General features: G+C 69.3%; 12 protein-coding genes. 4 read left to right on the forward strand and 8 right to left on the reverse strand.

Going from position 1 to position 16,154, the window contains the following annotated elements; genetic code table 11:
• Positions 1-232: 232 nt before the first annotated feature.
• The 4 genes from KME82_RS24340 to KME82_RS24355 all read right to left on the reverse strand — a co-directional run bounded on the left by KME82_RS24340 (position 233) and on the right by KME82_RS24355 (position 4,331).
• Complete coding sequence (locus tag KME82_RS24340; RefSeq protein WP_215496318.1) at positions 233-1,039, reverse strand: kanamycin nucleotidyltransferase C-terminal domain-containing protein; 807 nt, start codon at positions 1,037-1,039, stop codon at positions 233-235.
• A 151-nt stretch (positions 1,040-1,190) separates the two neighbouring features.
• A complete protein-coding gene (locus tag KME82_RS24345) occupies positions 1,191-1,556 on the reverse strand; it encodes a calcium-dependent protein kinase 21 (RefSeq protein ID WP_215496319.1) in 366 nt (121 codons plus the stop codon).
• Between the two features lie 176 nt (positions 1,557-1,732).
• Positions 1,733-2,938 (reverse strand): DesA family fatty acid desaturase, encoded by a 1,206-nt coding sequence (locus KME82_RS24350; protein ID WP_215496320.1) that lies wholly within the window; start codon positions 2,936-2,938, stop codon positions 1,733-1,735.
• A 424-nt stretch (positions 2,939-3,362) separates the two neighbouring features.
• A complete protein-coding gene (locus tag KME82_RS24355) occupies positions 3,363-4,331 on the reverse strand; it encodes a CHAD domain-containing protein (RefSeq protein WP_215496321.1) in 969 nt (322 codons plus the stop codon).
• Positions 4,332-4,402: 71 nt separating this feature from the next.
• Here KME82_RS24355 and mutM point away from each other — a divergent pair, with 71 nt between their 5' ends.
• Positions 4,403-5,215, forward strand: coding sequence for a bifunctional DNA-formamidopyrimidine glycosylase/DNA-(apurinic or apyrimidinic site) lyase (gene mutM / locus KME82_RS24360; RefSeq protein WP_215496322.1), 813 nt, complete (start codon positions 4,403-4,405; stop codon positions 5,213-5,215).
• Here mutM and KME82_RS27290 read toward each other — a convergent pair.
• Positions 5,157-5,498 carry a DUF6053 domain-containing protein gene (locus KME82_RS27290; protein ID WP_430538760.1) on the reverse strand — a complete coding sequence of 114 codons (342 nt, stop codon included), beginning with the start codon at positions 5,496-5,498 and terminating at the stop codon, positions 5,157-5,159. The genes mutM and KME82_RS27290 overlap by 59 nt on opposite strands.
• Here KME82_RS27290 and KME82_RS27295 point away from each other — a divergent pair.
• The 3 genes from KME82_RS27295 (at position 5,381) to KME82_RS24370 (ending at position 9,348) form a co-directional block, all read left to right on the forward strand.
• Positions 5,381-5,692 (forward strand): DUF6053 domain-containing protein, encoded by a 312-nt coding sequence (locus tag KME82_RS27295; protein ID WP_430538761.1) that lies wholly within the window; start codon positions 5,381-5,383, stop codon positions 5,690-5,692. The genes KME82_RS27290 and KME82_RS27295 overlap by 118 nt on opposite strands.
• A 132-nt stretch (positions 5,693-5,824) precedes the next feature.
• Entirely contained in the window at positions 5,825-6,397 is a 573-nt protein-coding gene (locus tag KME82_RS24365) for an ECF-type sigma factor (RefSeq protein ID WP_036107887.1), read from the forward strand.
• 125 nt (positions 6,398-6,522) lie between these two features.
• Positions 6,523-9,348 carry a serine/threonine-protein kinase gene (locus tag KME82_RS24370; RefSeq protein WP_215496323.1) on the forward strand — a complete coding sequence of 942 codons (2,826 nt, stop codon included), beginning with the start codon at positions 6,523-6,525 and terminating at the stop codon, positions 9,346-9,348.
• Between the two features lie 27 nt (positions 9,349-9,375).
• Here the strand turns inward: KME82_RS24370 and KME82_RS24375 are convergent, their stop codons facing one another.
• The 3 genes from KME82_RS24375 to KME82_RS24385 all read right to left on the reverse strand — a co-directional run bounded on the left by KME82_RS24375 (position 9,376) and on the right by KME82_RS24385 (position 15,934).
• The gene (locus KME82_RS24375) at positions 9,376-9,918 is read right to left on the reverse strand and encodes a DinB family protein (protein WP_215499195.1); all 543 of its coding nucleotides are present in this window, start codon (positions 9,916-9,918) and stop codon (positions 9,376-9,378) included.
• 112 nt (positions 9,919-10,030) lie between these two features.
• Positions 10,031-13,921 (reverse strand): translocation/assembly module TamB domain-containing protein, encoded by a 3,891-nt coding sequence (locus KME82_RS24380; RefSeq protein WP_215496324.1) that lies wholly within the window; start codon positions 13,919-13,921, stop codon positions 10,031-10,033.
• A 30-nt stretch (positions 13,922-13,951) separates the two neighbouring features.
• Positions 13,952-15,934: an autotransporter assembly complex protein TamA gene (locus KME82_RS24385; RefSeq protein WP_215496325.1), complete on the reverse strand. Its 1,983-nt coding sequence runs from the start codon at positions 15,932-15,934 to the stop codon at positions 13,952-13,954.
• Positions 15,935-16,154: the final 220 nt, after the last annotated feature.

Here is a 16,154-nt window from a genome sequence, read left to right on the forward strand (position 1 = left end):
AGGCCTGCGCGGCAAGCGACCGGGAGCGGCTTATGGCGCCGATAGCCGGGCCGGGATCACGAACCCTTCTCCCGCGTGCGGGAGAAGGTGGCCCGAAGGGCCGGATGAGGGCAGATGCGGCGCCGGTCTTCGCGTGCCCTCACCCCAACCCCTCTCCCGTAAACGGGAGAGGGGCTTTCAGTAGGTTTGATAAGGCCCGCATATTCTTTGCCAAGCAATGCAAAGCGCGCGCTCAGCGCGTCCCCGCCGCGCAGCGTCGCAGCAAGGTCTCGTTCAACGACACCTCGCCGGCCCAGACTTCAATCCCCGCCCAAGCCCGCTCGATCGCCGCGCTCACCGCGATGTCGTCGCCCAGATCGCCCTGATTCACCCGCTTGAACAAGGCCGTCGCGCCGTCCGGCCCGGGCAGGTCCGCGGCTTCGTCGAACATCGTCCCGGCCGACACGAACACATGCCGCTCGGCCAGGCCGATCAGGCAGGCCAGGTGCTGGGCGAATTCGGCGGCCAGCAGGGTCAGCGGCTTGCGCGCGAAACGATTGCGCAGCTTGCCGATCAGTTCGTACAGCTCGCCGACCACGATCTCCGACAACGCGCGATTGACCGCGTCGTCCTCCGGATGCGCGGCCAGCGCGCGCAGGGTCTCGACCAGAGTGCCGTGATCGGGCGCGATCCACAGCGCGCGCGCATGCACGAACTGGCCATGACTGAGCGCCCAGTCTTCCTCGACGCTGCGGGCGTAGTCCTCCACCGCGGTGCGCGAATACAGATTGACCTCGGCCTTGCCGCGGCCATGCACCCATTCCAGCGACTGATCGAAATCGATACCGAACGCGCCGTCGTCGAGCACCGCCCACAGCTCCACGTCCGAATACGGGCCGTCGTCGTCGCGGGCGGTCGAACCGTACAGCGCCACCGCGAGCAGGCGCTCGCCGTGCTGCTCACGCAGTTGCTCGACGATCGCGTCGACCAGTTCGCGGCGTTGTTCGCAGGTGACCGATTGGGGGCCGGCGAACAAGGTGTCGAGTTCGCCGCGAGGCAAGGCGTATTCCATCCCGACTAGGTACCACGCGATGCACGAAGGCGGCAATTGCGCGATCCGGGCATTGCGACCGGGTGTGGAGAAATAGGCCGATACGAGCGATTCGCGTGCGTCGCCGTCGCAATGCCCGACGTGTGCGACGCGGTGGCGGTCATTGCGGCGGCGAAGCGAGTTCGCGCGCGTCGAGCCAGCCGTCGTGGTTGCGATCTTGTTTGCGAAACCGTTCGGCCAGGGTCAGGCGATGCTGCTCGCGGGTCAGCGCGGCGTGCGCGCCGCGGCCGCTGCGCGGCTGCTCCTGGGCATCGAGCACACCGTCGTGATTGGCATCCATCGCGTCGAAGGCGTAGCTCAGCCAGTCCTGGTATTCGATCAGCGAGATCCTGCCGTCGCCGTCGGCGTCCATGCGCGAGAGGTAATCGCCGGTGGACGTGACCGGGCCCGCGGCCGGGGCCGCGACTTGGGCCGCGACCGCGGCGGGCAACAGGCACAGGGCGAAGGCGAGCGGGCGATACGGCATGAACGCGGGACCGGGGGGAGACCTGGGGCGAAGGGTGAGGCCGCTGCGCGATGCGGGCAAGTAGGTGCGGCGATCGATCGTGCAATCGTTCGCATGCGCCCGCGCCAGCGTTGTCGCGGGCAATAAAAAACCCGCGCATCGCTGCGCGGGTTTTCGTTGGCCGCCGATCGCCGCGCTCAGTGACGCGCCGGCGCCAGCGCATAGCCCTTGAGCCGCGCCGAGAACTGCTGCAGCGCCTGGATGCCGCTGGCTTCGGCTTCCACGCACCACGCGTGCAGACGCGACAAGGTGGCCTGGGCGTCGTGCGAACGGTCATCGAGCACCTGCGCCAGGCGCTGGCGGAAATCGGCCACCGTGGCCATGCGCGGACGCTCGTCGATCCAGTGCTGCAAACGCGCGCGCGCATCGCCGTCGAGCCAGCGGCCGCCATCGGCCAGGCCCTTGCGCAGGCGACGCGGCAGCGAGCGCATGCGATCGCCGGCGTGGCCGGCTTCCTCGCGCAGCGCCGGCAGGGTGACGTTGCGGTAGTAGTCGGTCATGGCCTGGAAGCGGATCGCCAGCAGCGCCTTGAGGGTTTCGCCGTCGGGCATGGCGATGTTCGGACGCACGTCCAGCGACGGCGCCACCCGCAGCACCTTGGCCAGGCGCAGCGCGCTCAGGCCGCGGATCACGGTCCAGCCGATGTCGAACTCCCACTTGCGCAGGGCGAACTTGGCCGAACTCGGGAACGCGTGGTGGTTGTTGTGCAGCTCTTCGCCGCCGATCCAGAAACCCCACGGGGTGAGGTTGGTCGCGGTGTCGGTGGTTTCGAAATTGCGATAACCCCACCAGTGGCCCAGGCCGTTGACCACGCCGGCGGCCCAGAACGGAATCCACACCATCTGCAGCGCCCAGATCGCCACGCCGGCGGCGCCGAACAGGGCGAAGCTCAGCACCAGCAGCAGCACCGGGCCCATGGTCGCGTGCGGGGTGTAGAGCTTGCGTTCGATCCAGTCGTCCGGGCAGCCCTTGCCGTACTTCTCGATGTCCTCGCGCTGCGCGCGCGCTTCGCGGTACAGCTCCACGCCGCGCCACATCACCGTGTCGATGCCCTTGAACTGCGGGCTGTGCGGGTCCTCCTCGGTCTCGCACTTGGCGTGGTGCTTGCGATGGATCGCCGCCCACTCCTTGGTGATCATCGAGGTGGTGAGCCACGTCCAGAAGCGGAACACGTGCGCGAGCGCCGGATGGAAGTCGACCGAGCGGTGCGCCATCGAGCGGTGCAGGTACAAGGTCACCGACATGATCGTCAGCTGGGTCACCACCAGGAAATAGACGGCCAGTTCCCAGAAGCTGGCCTGGATCAGGCCACCGGCGAGGAAATCGATCAGAAACGCGGGCATTGCGGACTCCAGGAGCGGCGAGGGTCCGGCGGCCGACGGTGAGACCGGCGGGGCCAGCAACGGACAGTTTGAACCAATTAAAAGACAGTTGTGCAGGAGGCGATCATGCCACCTGCCGGCCACCGTTCGCGCCGGTACGGCCGCAGGCCCTGCTCAGGCGTTTGTGATGGGGTCGTGGATTCCAACGGGCAAGCCGGGGCGAAGCGGGCACGGCTGAGCGGTTCAGGGGAATCGGGGCGGTTCGGGCCTCCTTGGACCCCTCCCTGGCGGGCGGTCCTGCCCCCCATATATCGGGATGCTTTCGGTGGCTCTTGCGGGAGGGAGCTTCAGCCCCGACTGCTTTTCGATCCGAGGCAGTGAAAGTTCGCCTCCCCCTGAGCGAAAAGCAGTCGGGGCTGAAGCTCCCTCCCACAAAAAGCGCAGCTCAGTCCGCGCCCGCGCCCCCGCCCTCGGCGATCCGCACCCGCGCACCTTCCAGCTCGGCCTGGGCGAAACGCCTCAGCGCGGTCCGATCCTGCTTGCCGAACGGCGAGCGCTTGCCGCAGTGGTCCAGCAGCAGGTTCAGGTCCTGCGCCTCGCCGAGGCGTTCGATCTGGTGCTTGTCGAACTTCGGCGCGTCGCGGCCGAGCTTGGCGGTCTTCAAGGCGCGCTGCTGCTGCGACAGACGCCGCGCGCGCCGGCGCCAGCCGTGCCAGTCCTCGTCCTCGCCGCTGCGGCGCGCGTTTTCGGCCGCGCGCGCGACCCGCGCCAGGCTGACCACGACCGCCTCGCGCCAGTGCTCGGGTTGCAGCTGCGCCCACGGCAGAGCGCGCAAGCCCGCGCGCAACACCCGCAGCAGCGAGCGGCGCGCGCCCAGGTCAGGATCGTCGATGCGCGCCTCGCGCGCGGCCTGTGCGCGCGCGGTCGCGGCGCGACGGCGTGTGCGCGAGAGCAATGCGCGAGTTTCGGAATCGGTGTGTTGGCGCAGCAGGCGATCGAAGGTTTCGACCAGGGCATGCGCATCGCGCAAGGCGGAAAGGCCGTCGTTGAGCTTGCGCAGTTCGCGATCGATCAGGGCCGCGCCCGGCCCGAGCGCCGGCCCGCCCAAGGCCAGGGTCGCGCGGGCGCGGCGCAGGTTCTTGCGCGCCAGATGCACGCCGGCGTGAATACGGCTGCCGCGCCAGCCCAGCGCATCGAGCGCCTGATCGAGTTCGCGGGTGGCGAATGCGCGCAGGCGCAGGCCATGAGGTCGCGGCGGTGCCTCGACCGCCGAAGTGGGGTCGTCACCGCCGTCGGCGGTTGCGGCCGCGGCGCGCGGCGATTCGCGGTCGGGGCCGGCCTCCGAATCAGACCATTTACGCCGCCCGGATCGCGACCCGCTGGCGGCCTGTTCGGATTCGCTCGCCTGCGGCATCGCACCCACTCCCGGAATGGCGGCCCGCCCGGGAGGGCACAGGGCCTTGACCGGGATAGTACGCTGGGCACATGCCTGAATTACCTGAAGTCGAAACCACCCGACGCGGGCTCGCCCCGCACCTGGAAGGCCGCCGCGTGGTCACCGCGATCCTGCGCCGACCCGACCTGCGCTGGCCGATCCCGCTGGCGATCGAGGACACCCTGCCCGGCCAGCGCATCGACGCGGTGCGCCGCCGCGCCAAGTACCTGCTGCTCGACACCGCGGCCGGCAGCGCGCTGCTGCACCTGGGCATGTCCGGCAGCCTGCGGGTGCTGCCGGCCGACACCCCGGTGCGCGCGCACGACCATGTCGACCTGCTGCTCGATTCCGATCACGTGCTGCGCTTCAACGACCCGCGCCGCTTCGGCTGCCTGCTGTGGCAGGCGCCAGGGCAGACCCACGAGTTGCTGCGCGATCTCGGCCCGGAGCCGCTGTCGGACGACTTCGACGGCGACTATCTGTTCGAACTCAGTCGCGGCCGCAAGGCGCCGGTGAAAACTTTTTTGATGGATCAGAAAGTCGTGGTCGGCGTCGGCAACATTTACGCGGCCGAAGCCTTGTTCGCCGCCGGCGTGTCGCCGTTGCGCGCCGCCGGCAAGGTCGCGCGCGAGCGCTACGTGCAACTGGCCGAATCGATCAAGACCATCCTGGGCTACGCGATCCAGCGCGGCGGCACGACCTTGCGCGACTTCATCAGCCCCGACGGCGCGCCGGGCTATTTCGAACAGGAACTGGCGGCCTACGGACGCGGCGGCGAACCCTGCCCACGCTGCGGCCGGCCGCTCAAACAGGCCAGCATCGGCCAGCGCACGACGGTGTGGTGCGGGCATTGCCAGCGTTGATCGCGGTGGTGGCGCGGTGGTTGGATTTTGCGGCGGTGCGAAGCGGCGGGCGCCAACGCGCCCGCTGACAAAGCGGCCGTTTTTGCGGAAATACGCTGGTTTTTTGGGCGCAAGCATGGCGCTTGCGAGGGCGGAGCTTCGCTTGCATGAGAGCAGGCCCGGCTCTTGTGGGAGGGGCTTCAGCCCCGACGCTTTTCGTTCCGTTCGCAGCGAAGCATCGGGCTTTCCAGAAAAGACGCGGCGCTCCGAGCGAAAAGCGTCGGGGCTGAAGCCCCTCCCACAAAAGCCGCTCCCACAAGCGCAGGCCGCTTGCTCGAAGGTTCCGATCTCGATAAGCCGCGCTCGACGTCGCCGCTCTCCACAGCGCCGCTCTCGATGACGCCGCTCTCATCAAGCCGATCCCGCAGCGCCGCCCCACTCCCGCCGATGCCGCCCAACCGGCCTGTCATCCGAATGCGAGCACGTGCGTTAGCGTGACGGGGTATTTTCTGCGCCTGGGATTTCCAGGCGACACCGCCAAAATCCAGCCAGCGCAGGTGCGATTGGTGCCAAGCCTGTCGCTACCAAGGGAAGATGAACGCGCTATAGTCGCAAGGAGTCGAGGGGTATATGGCCGATAGCGCTGACATCACCATCCTGTTGGATGCCGCCCGCGAGGGCGATCGCGGTGCGCTCGATCGCGTGCTGGCGACGCTGTATCAGGAACTGCACACCATGGCCCGGCGCCAGTTGGCCGGCCAGCACGGGCAGACGTTGGACGCGACCGCGCTGGTGCACGAGGCCTATCTCAAACTGGTCGGCCGCCGCGAGGCGCAGTTCGACGATCGCGCGCACTTCTTCGCTTACGCCGCCTCGGCCATGCGCAGCGTGGTGGTCGACTACGCCCGTCAACGGCTCGCGCAAAAGCGCGGCGGCGATCTGCACCGGGTCACCGAATTGCCCGAAGATGTCGAAGGCGGCCTGCGCCTGGACGAAGACACCCTCGGCCTCGACACCGCGCTGACCAAGCTCGCCCAGGTCGATCAACGCCTGGCCCAGGTGGTCGAACTGCGCTATTTCGCCGGCCTGTCGGAGCTGGAAATCGCAGCGCTGCTGCAACGCTCCGAACGCAGCATCCGCCGCGACTGGCAGAAGGCCCGCCTGTTCCTGCTGGCCTCGCTGCAGGACGAGCCCAACCGCTGACGGCCGCGGTCGCGCCGATGATTCGCGCCGCGCGCCCGTCCGCCATGCGCATCGCCATGCACGCCACCGCTCATTCCGCCGCCACGCAGTTTTCCGCCGCACTCCGCGCTCGGGCCTGATCGCGCATGGACGCCGAGCGCTGGCAACGCCTGTCTCCGCTGCTCGATGCCTTGCTCGAGCTCGAACCGGTCGCGCGCGCCGAACGCCTGCGCGAACTGCGCGCCGACGATCCCGCGCTGGCCGACGAACTGGGCGAATTGATCGGCCTGGAAGAAGGCCACGAGGATTTCCTCTCCGAACCCTTGGTGCCGCCGCAGAACACCGGCATGCGGCCCGGGGTCGAGGTCGGCACGTATCGCCTGGAAAGCCTGCTCGGCGAAGGCGGCATGGGCCAGGTCTGGCTGGCCTCGCGCGCCGACGGCCTGTACCAGCGCCGGGTCGCATTGAAACTGCTGCGGCCGGGCCTGGCCGACACCAACCTGCGCACCCGCTTCACCCGCGAGCGCCAGATCCTCGCCCGCCTCGCCCATCCGCACATCGCCCGCCTGCTCGACGCCGGCGTGACCCGCGAGGGCCTGCCGTACCTGGCGCTGGAGTACGTCGAAGGCGAGCCGATCACCGATTACTGCCGCAATCAGCGCACCCCGCTGGACAAGCGCCTGCGCATGTTCCAGCAGATCTGCGACGCGGTCAGCCACGCCCACGCCAACCTGATCGTCCACCGCGATCTCAAACCGTCCAACATCATGGTCACGCCGGCCGGCGACGTGCGCCTGCTCGACTTCGGCATCGCCAAGCTGCTCGACAGCAGCGACGTGCCGCTGCCCGAGCAGACCCGCACCGGCGCGCGCGCGTTCACCCTGCACTACGCCGCGCCCGAGCAAGTGCGCGGCGAACCGGTCACCACCATGACCGACGTGTATTCGCTCGGCGTGGTGCTGTACGAGTTGCTGACCGATTCAAAACCCTATCGGCTCAAGCGCCAGACCGACGCCGAATGGGAAGAGGCGATCCTCGCCGCCGATCCGCTGCGTCCCTCGCAGGCGGTGCTGCGTTACGCCGACAACGACGATGCCGACATCGACCCGGTCTCGCTGCGCCGGCTCGGCCGCCAGCTCGCCGGCGATCTCGACAACATCGTGCTCAAGACCCTGGCCAAGCGGCCGGAGCAACGCTATCCGTCGGTGGAAGCGCTGTCGCTGGACCTGCAACGCTTCGAGTCCGGCCGCCCGGTGCTGGCGCGCGCGCAGAGCCTGCGCTATCGCTTCAACAAATACGTCGCCCGCCATCGCTGGGCGCTGGCGACCGCGGCGCTGGTCGCGGTGGTGCTCAGCGCCGCGCTCGGCATCGTCGCCTGGCAGGCGCGCGAAGCGGTCGGCGAAGCGGCACGCGCGCAGGCGATGCAGGATTTCATGGTCGGCCTGTTCGAAAGCGCGCGCGGCACGCCCGAAGGCGAAGCGCTGGACCTGCGCGGCCTGCTCGATGCCTCGGTCGCGCGCGGCAATCGCGAACTCGCGCGCCAGCCGCGCGCGCGCGCCGAACTGTTCGGGGTGATCGCGCGCATGCGCACCGGCCTGGGCGACTACAGCGAAGCGCGCGCCTTGCTCGAACGCCAGGCCACGATCATGGCCTCCACCGACGACATCCCCGACAGCCTGCGCCTGCAGTCGCTGACCCAGCGCGGCAAGGTGCTGCGCCTGCTCAACCAGCCGCGCGACTGCGCCGCGCTGATGCAGCCCGAACTGATGCTGGCCCGGCGCGAACAAGCGCAGTTGCCGCTGCAATCGAGCGACTTCTATTCCGAACTGGGCCGCTGCCGGCGCGCCAACGGCGAACGCCAGGGCGCGCGCCAGTTGTTCGAGCGCTCGCTGGCGGTGCGCCGCGAGATGCAGGAGAACACCGACGTCGGCGAAGTCGAGAACCTGATGGACCTGGCCAGCCTGCAGGCCGACGCCGGGCAAAGCCGCGAGGCCCTGCAAGGCTTCGAACAGGCGCGTCGCCGCCTGCAGCAGAGCGTCGGCGACCGCCATCCGCTGCAGGTCGAGATCGGCCGCAGCCTGGCCGCGTTGCGACGCGAGCTGGGCCAGGTCAACGACGCCGAACGCGACGCGCGCGACGCGCTGACCATCGCCCTGGAAGTCAACGGCGCGCAGCATCCGGCCACCCTCGCGGTGCGGCGCCAGCTGGCCGGCCTGCATGTCGACCAAGGCCAGTTCGCGCAGGCGCAGAGCGAGTTCGAACTGATCCGCGGCCTGCTCGCGCAACGGCTCGGCGCCGGCAACCCGCAGCTGGCCAGCACCTACAGCGCGCTGGGCATCATCGCCTGGGAGCGCGGCGACCTGGAGCGGGCCTTGAGCGAACTCGATCGCGCGGTCGTGGTCGCGCGCAAGCAACCGGCGGCGGACGTGCTGGCCGACCTGCTGTTCAACCAGGCGATAGTGCTGCACGCCGCCGGCCGCGACGCGCAGGCGATGCCCTTGCTCGAGGAAAGCCGCCGCCTGCGCGCGCAGCACTTCGGCGTCGACAGCGGCGTGGTCGGCGACACCGATCGCCTGCTCGGCGATGTCGATATCGCCCTGGGCGAACGCAAGCGCGGCCTGGGCCGCCTGAGCAATGCGCTGACCCTGACCCGCAAGCACTACGGCGAACGCCACCCGCACACCCGCCACGTCGAACTCGACCTGGCCCACGTCCAGGCCCAGGCCGGCGACGCCGCCGCCCTGGCGCAACTCGACTCGCTGTCGGGCCTGCCGACCACCGACGAAGAACTGCGCAAACTCGGCTGGCGCGCGCAGGCCTATGCCGCGCAGGCGCGCTGCGCCGGCGGCGAACGCGGCCAGGCGCGCGCCAAGCTCGACGGCCTGCTGCGCGCGATCAACGACGCGCGGCCCGACGGCAGCGAGGTGGGCCGCGAAGTGCAGGCGATCCGCGAGGCGTGCGTAGCGCAGTAACCGCCGCCGCGCCCACCGCGACGTCGCTCAGTCGATATCCACCGCGGGAATCAACATCAACAGATCGGTCACTCCGACATCCACCCCGGCCTGGGTCAACAAGGTGCTGACCTGGCCGCGGTGATGGGTCTGGTGATTGAAGAAGTGCATCACCAGGCCGCCGAAGCGCCGCCGCGACGCGACGCCCTTGGTGTTGGCGTAGGCGAGCACATGATCCAGATCGGCCTGGCTCAACTCGTCGACCCAGGCATCGATAAGAGCGTCGAGTCGTTCGCGCGCGGCCCGCAGCGACGGCAGATCCTCATGTGCGGTCGCGCGCAAGTCGCGCGGCGGCTCGCTCATCCGGAACGGTTCCAGCGCGGCGAAACCCGCGGGATGAGTAGCGAACCGATGCAACCAGATCGTATCGGCGATCAGCAGATGGTTGAGCGTGCCGAGAATGGAGCCGAAGAACGCGCCACGGTCCTCGGCGATCGCCGCGGCCGGCAGGCGCGCGGCGGCGGCGTAAACCTGCTGGTTCATCCAGCGGTTGTAGGCGGCCATCAAGACCGCGTGTTCGCGCAGGTTCATGCGGCGATCTTCCAAGATGCGATCCAGGCCTTCATCGGATCGCGATTACGACAACGAAGGCGGCGCGGTGGACCGACGCGGAGCGCGATCGTTTCCACAGCGAACTCATGGCCTATTTTTCCTTGCGCCAGTTGATCGACGCACGATTCTCCAGCGTGCTCGACTCCACCTCGATGTCGAAGCCCTTGCGCAGCAGGTACTTCAAGGTCAGCACCTGGCCGGTGCCCAGCAACGACACGCCGTAACCGACGTACAGGCGCGGCGACAGGTACTTGCCGACGCCGAGCACCGAACCGCCGAGCGCGCGGCTTTCCATCACGCCGGCGTCGTCCAGGCCGATCTTGGCGCCGAGCTGCGAAGCGAGCAGGCCGCCGCCGGCCGACAAGGCCGCGCTGGCCGCGTTGAGCTGCTTGTTCTCGTCGCCGCTGGCGGACGACAACGGACGGCCGAGCGCGAGATACGCCAGCGCCTCGGACTGCGAACTGGCCGGATCGGACCACACGTTGACCTGCGGCGCGCTGACCCGTCCGCTGATGTCGACGCCGGCCTTGACCGCGCCGACTTCGCGCTCGGCGCGCACATCGAGGATCGGATCGGACACCGGCCCGTTGTTCCAGTTGAGATTGCCGCGGGTGATCTGCAGCTTCTGCCCGTACGCGGTGTAGCGGCCTTCGACGTTGAGCGCGCCGTTGGCGGTCATCTCGCGGCCCGGACGCGAACGCACGCGCATCTGGCCGCCGAGTTTGCCTTCCAGGCCGAAGCCGTTGAGCTTGACGTCGTCGCCGACCGCCAGGGTCAGGTCGAGTTCCAGCGGCGAGGCGCCGGTGTCTTCCGGATCGACCGGGTCGAGCACCACCACGTCCTCGGACACCGACACGCCCTGGTCCAGGCGTTCCAGGTCGATGCGCGCCGACGGGATCGTGACCTTGCCGGTCACGTTCAAGGGCTGTTTGGCGGCGTAGCGCACGGTCAATTCGGGATTGGCGACCGCGCGCAGATCGCGGGTGTCGGAGGCGAGCACGTTGGTGCCGCGCAGGTTCAACACCAGCGGCGTGTCGTCGCCTTGCCAACCCAGGGTGCCGTCGATGTTCAAGGTGCCTTCGCCCGAACGCAGGCTGCCGGCGATGCGCGCGCTGCCGTCGGGCTGCGCGTCCAGGCGCACGTCGCCGTCCTGCAGCACGATGCCGAGCGAGGGCACTTCGGTGGTGAACTGCGACAGCCGCGCCTGGCCGCCGAGCAGCGGTTTGGAGCGCGTGCCGGCCAGAGTGATGCGGCCTTCGAGTTTGCCCTTGGGCTCGACGATGTCCGGCGAGAACAATTCGACCCAGGTCAGTTCGTCGGTGTTGACCGCGACCGCGCCCGACAGCGGCGCGAACGCGTCCCAGCCGGTGGCGATGGTGGCGTCGATGCGGCCGTCGTCGTTAAAGCCGGCCTTGAGTTCGGCGTTGAGCTTGTTCGGATCGAACGTGGCCTTGAGCGAGAGTTCGTTGTAGCGCAGCAGCTCGCGTCGCGCGCGTTCGCTGAACTTGAGGCCGCCGCCGGCCGAGCTGACATTGAACTGGCCACGCCAGCCGTTGCCGAGCGGACGCAGTTCGCCGTCGAGCGCGATCTCGCCGCGCAGCACCCACGGCCGCTTGTCGGCGCGCTCGGGCAGATAGGCCTGGGCGAGCAACAGCGGCAGGCCCTGGCCTTTGAGATCGACGCCGCGACGCGGCCAGTCCGCGCTCGCGCATAACGAGCCGCCGCTGCTCGAGGCCAGACACGCGTTGGTCAACGCGCCGTTGCGCCCGTCCCAACGGAACTGCGCCGGTTGCTGCAGGCGCCACGACGCGCCCTTGCTCGGCGCGAGTTGCAACGAGGCCAGCGCGCCTTGCCAGGTCGCGCCGCGCTTGTCGAGATTGCCGGACAGATCGAGATTGGCCACTTCGCTGCGCGCCTGCGCCTGCAGTTGCAGCGATTCGATCGCGCCGCGCGCATCGATATTCAACGACGACAACGCGAGCCCGACATCGATCTCGCTCGCGCGCACCGCCAGTTCGCCGCCGCGGCCCTGCCACGGCAGGCGGCCCTTGGCGCTGAAACTGGCGGCCTTGTAGTCGCCATACTTCAAACCGCTGCCGGTAAGGTCGGCGTCGATGTTCGGCGCGGTGCGCGCGCCGCTGAGCTTGAGCGTGCCGTTGACGCTGCCCGCCGCGCTCGGCAGCAGATCGTTGAGTTGCAGCGGCGCGAACTTGGCATCGAGGTCGATGGCCTGCGCGTACTTGCCCTTGGCGTCGATGCGGCTGCCGCCGAGGCTCAAGGCCACATCGCCTTCGAACGCGTCGTCGCGCTTGCCGGTGGCCGCGCCGTGCATGACGAAGTTGCCGCGTCCGCCGAGCGGACGATCGCGCAGGCGACCGCCGAGCTGATCGGCGCCGGCCTTGATCTCCAGGCCGCCATCGGCGCGGGTGGCGCCGGTGCTGGCGAGCTTGCCATCGATCGCGCCCTTGAACTGCGGCGCGAAATAGCCCGGATCGAAACCCGACAGCGTCGCCTTGAAGTCCCAGCCCAGCGACGGCGCCCACGCGACCTCGCCTTGGCCGTCGAGCGCGCCGGTCGGCATCTTCGCCTTGAGCGTGTTGAGGGTCATGCGCTGATCGTTGCCGCGGCCGTCGAACTCGACCGTCGCGCGCTGCTTGTCGCGCAGCAGGCTCGCGGTGCCGATCGCGGCCCAGGCCTTGACCGTGCCGGCGAAGCCGAGGTCGGCGGTTTCCAGCGTCACCGCCGGCGTGTCCGGCGTCTGCGCGACCTGCGATGGCTTGGCCACCGACTTGAGCGTGGTCGGCGCGGCTTTGCCGCCCCAGGTCAGGCCGCGCGCGTTGATCGAGAACTTGAACTGGCCGTTGTCGGCGTCGGTGAAATCGGCGTGGCCGCGCAAGGTCGCGGTGCCGTCGAACAATTGCAGCGCCAGCGGCTGCACGTCGAGCACCTGGTTCTTCAGCGACACCTTCGACGGCAGCACCTTGATGTCGAGATCGCCCTGGCGGAATTCGCCGTTGAGGTCGGCGTTGCCGCCGACGCCGGCCGCGTCGAAACGCAGCGCCATCGGGGTTTCGCTGGGCGTGGCCTGCGGCGAGGTCAGCAGGCCGATATCGAGCGCGTCGCTGCGCGCGTGCAGCTTCCAGTTCGGATCGTCCTTGCCGCGCAGGGTCAGGGTGACGCGCACCGGGCCCGGCGCGGCGCCGGCCACCGCCACGTCCATGCGCGACAGATCGCCGCGCGCGACCAGCCCCAGCCGCGGCGGCGTGCGCCCCGGCGCGCTCGGCAGCACCGCGGTGGCGAGCAGGTCGGTCTTGAAGTCGTTGCGCGGCTCGTAGTCGCCGTGCAGGGTGAAATGGCCGCGATCGGTGTCGGCGTCGAGCTTCTCGACATGCAGCTTGCCCGACTGCGCATCCAGCCCCGCGCGCAGATGGCGCACGTCGATCAGATGCTCGCCGCCCTGGCTCAGCTTGAAGCCGTCGATGCGCACGTCGTCGGCCTGCAGGGCCAGCGGCGGTTCGATCTGCGGCAGCACTTCGGGCCAGCGCGGCAGTTCGAAGGGTTCATCGCTCTTGGCGATCGACAAGGTCGCGTTGTCGACCTGCAACGCGTCCACCCGCAGCTTGCGTCCGAGCAGCGGACGCAGCGCCGGTTCCAGGTAGATGCGCTGCGCCGTGAACAGCGTGTCCTTGTAGGCGAAGCGCACGCCGCGCAGGGTCAGCGGACCGGCCACCGGGCCTTCGGCGGAGGTCCAGGTGAAGGTGGAATCGGCCGGCAGGCGCGCGACGATCTGCGCCAGCAGCACGTCGCGACCGGCGACGGTGGAGATCAGCCAATAGATCGCGAACGCGACCAGCAAGGTCAGCACGCCGGCCGCCAGGCTGCTGCGCCAGGCCCAGCGCTTGGCCGCCGCGCGACGACGGCGACGCCGTTCGATCAGCGCTTCCAGGCGCAGTTCCTCTGGGGTTTTCGGCGTATCGCTCATGTCGTTGCGTGGTCGTCCTGGCCGCGGGGCTTACAGATCGGCGCCGATGTTGATGTAGAGCTGGAAACCCGAATCCGGGTGGTCCAGGCCGCGCGCGATGTCGACCCGCAACGGCCCGACCGGCGAGCGCCAGCGCACGCCGACACCGACGCCGGTGCGCATGTCCGGGCTGTCGTCGAAGGCGCTGCCGCTGTCGACGAACACCGCGCCGCCCCAGGTATCGTTGAAGTACTGCTCGTATTCCACGCTGCCGGTGACCACGTTCTTCGCGCCGAGCGCGAACGCCTTGCGGCCCGGGATCGCGGGAATGCGCGGCCCCACTTCGCGCCACTCGTAGCCGCGCACGCTGCGGTCGCCGCCGGCGTAGAAGCGCAGCGACGGCGGCATGGCGACCAGCGCGTCGGTGAAGGTGTGGCCGAGTTCGCCGCGGGTGATCAGGCGGCTGCGCGCGCCCAGGCCCTTGTACCAGCGCCCGGTCAGGTGGGCCTGGAGGAAATTGGCGTCCGAGCCGGCGCCGTTGAGGCCGCCGCGCAGCATGCCGGTGGCGCTGATGCCGTTGCGCGGATACAGGCGGTCGTCGGCGTCGATGTACTCCGCGCGCAGCGAGGGATACAGGAAGGTCGCGCTGCGGTAGTCGACCGGCGTGGTCGGATCGTTGTCGTCTTCGTCGGCATAGGCCCAGCGCTCGCGCAGGCCGTGCAGCGAGGCGGTCGCGGTCCAGTGCTGGTTGATCTTGCCGCTGCGGCTGGCGACCAGTTCGACCCGGCGCGAATCGATGTAGTCGGTCTGCTCGTCGGTGCCCTGCAGGCTGAAGGTGTACCAGCCGTCGAGCCAGGCGAACGCGGGAATGCGGTACTGCAAGGTCGCGGTCTTGCGGCGCTGGGCGAAATCGACCTGCGCCAGCGCCTTGTGCCCGCGGTCGTTGAGGTAACGCCGCTCCACGCCCAGGCGCACGCCGGCGCCGCTGTCGGTGCCGTAGCTCAGGCCGGCGGTGTAGATGCTGCGCTTGGCCGGGGTCAGGGTGACCTTGACCGGAACCTGGCCGTCGACCGCCTGGTCCGGCTGCGGTTCGATATCGATGCTGGCGAAATAATCCAGCCGCGCCAGCGACTCGCGAAACGTATCGAGCTTGCGCTGGTGGTAGTAGCTGCCCTGTTCCCAGTACACCAGCCGCTCGAGCAGGCTGTCGCGGATGATCCGCTTGGGCGTCTGCTCGAAGGTGATCGGGCCCATGTCGTAGCGCTGGCCGCTGGTCCAGACCAAGTCGATGTCCGCCGCATGTTCCGCGCGCGTCACCGCCACGCGCCGCGACGTGAAATCGGCATCGAAGTAACCGCGCTCGGCGAGCCGCCGGCTGATCTTGGTCTTGCTGGCCTCGTAGGCCGCGTGCTCGAACACCTGGTCCGGGCCGGGCTTGAACGCGGCCAGGTCCTGCTTGAGGTAACGGTCGTCGCTGCCGGCGCCGAGGATGGCGACATCGGAGCGACGCACCTTGACCGGCTCGCCCTTGTCGATGGTGAGGGTCACGGTGATCGGCGGCGACGCGGCGCGCGCCGGCGCGGCTTGCGTGGACGCGTCGACCGGGGTCGCGGCGGCCTGGCCGGTGGTGGCGTCGCTGGCGGCGCGCGCGTCGGCGGCCCCGGTGTCGGCCGCGGCGGCCACCTCGGCGGCCGGGCGATCGCCTTCGGCCGGCGCATTCGGGTCGGTGCCCTCGCTGGTCGCGATCCGGCGGGTGCCGCGCGAATCCTCGATCTTGATCGTCGGCGAGTAGTAGCCGAACGGCTCCAGCGCTTCGCGCGCCTCGTTCTCGGCCTCGCGCAGCAGGTAGCCCAGGCGGCGCCCGGACACGTCCTTGCCGATCGTATCGACCAGCGACAAGGACACGCGGACGTTCTGGGTCATGGCCTCGTCGAGGCCACGGATCTCCACCTTGCTCACCTGAGCGGCTTGCGCCGCCCCAGCGATGGCAAAGCTGGAAACGGCGGCGAAGGCGAGACGAAAAATAACTGGCATGCGTGAAGGATAACCGGCAAGGACTTGTATTGCTTACGGATTTTCCCGGTGATAGTGAGGGTTTAGCCGATTTTCCGCGTTAACGGCGCGTGATGCGCGCGGCCCGGCCGGCGTGGCCCAAGCACAATCGCGACGCCCGCACCTCGCAAATCCGCGCACAAACCGCGCTCATGGCCACCCGATCTGCCCCGCTCGGCCCGCGGCCGCCGCGCGGGCGACA

The organism is Lysobacter capsici (genome assembly GCF_018732085.1).
Taxonomy (GTDB): Bacteria; Pseudomonadota; Gammaproteobacteria; order Xanthomonadales; family Xanthomonadaceae; genus Lysobacter; species Lysobacter capsici_A.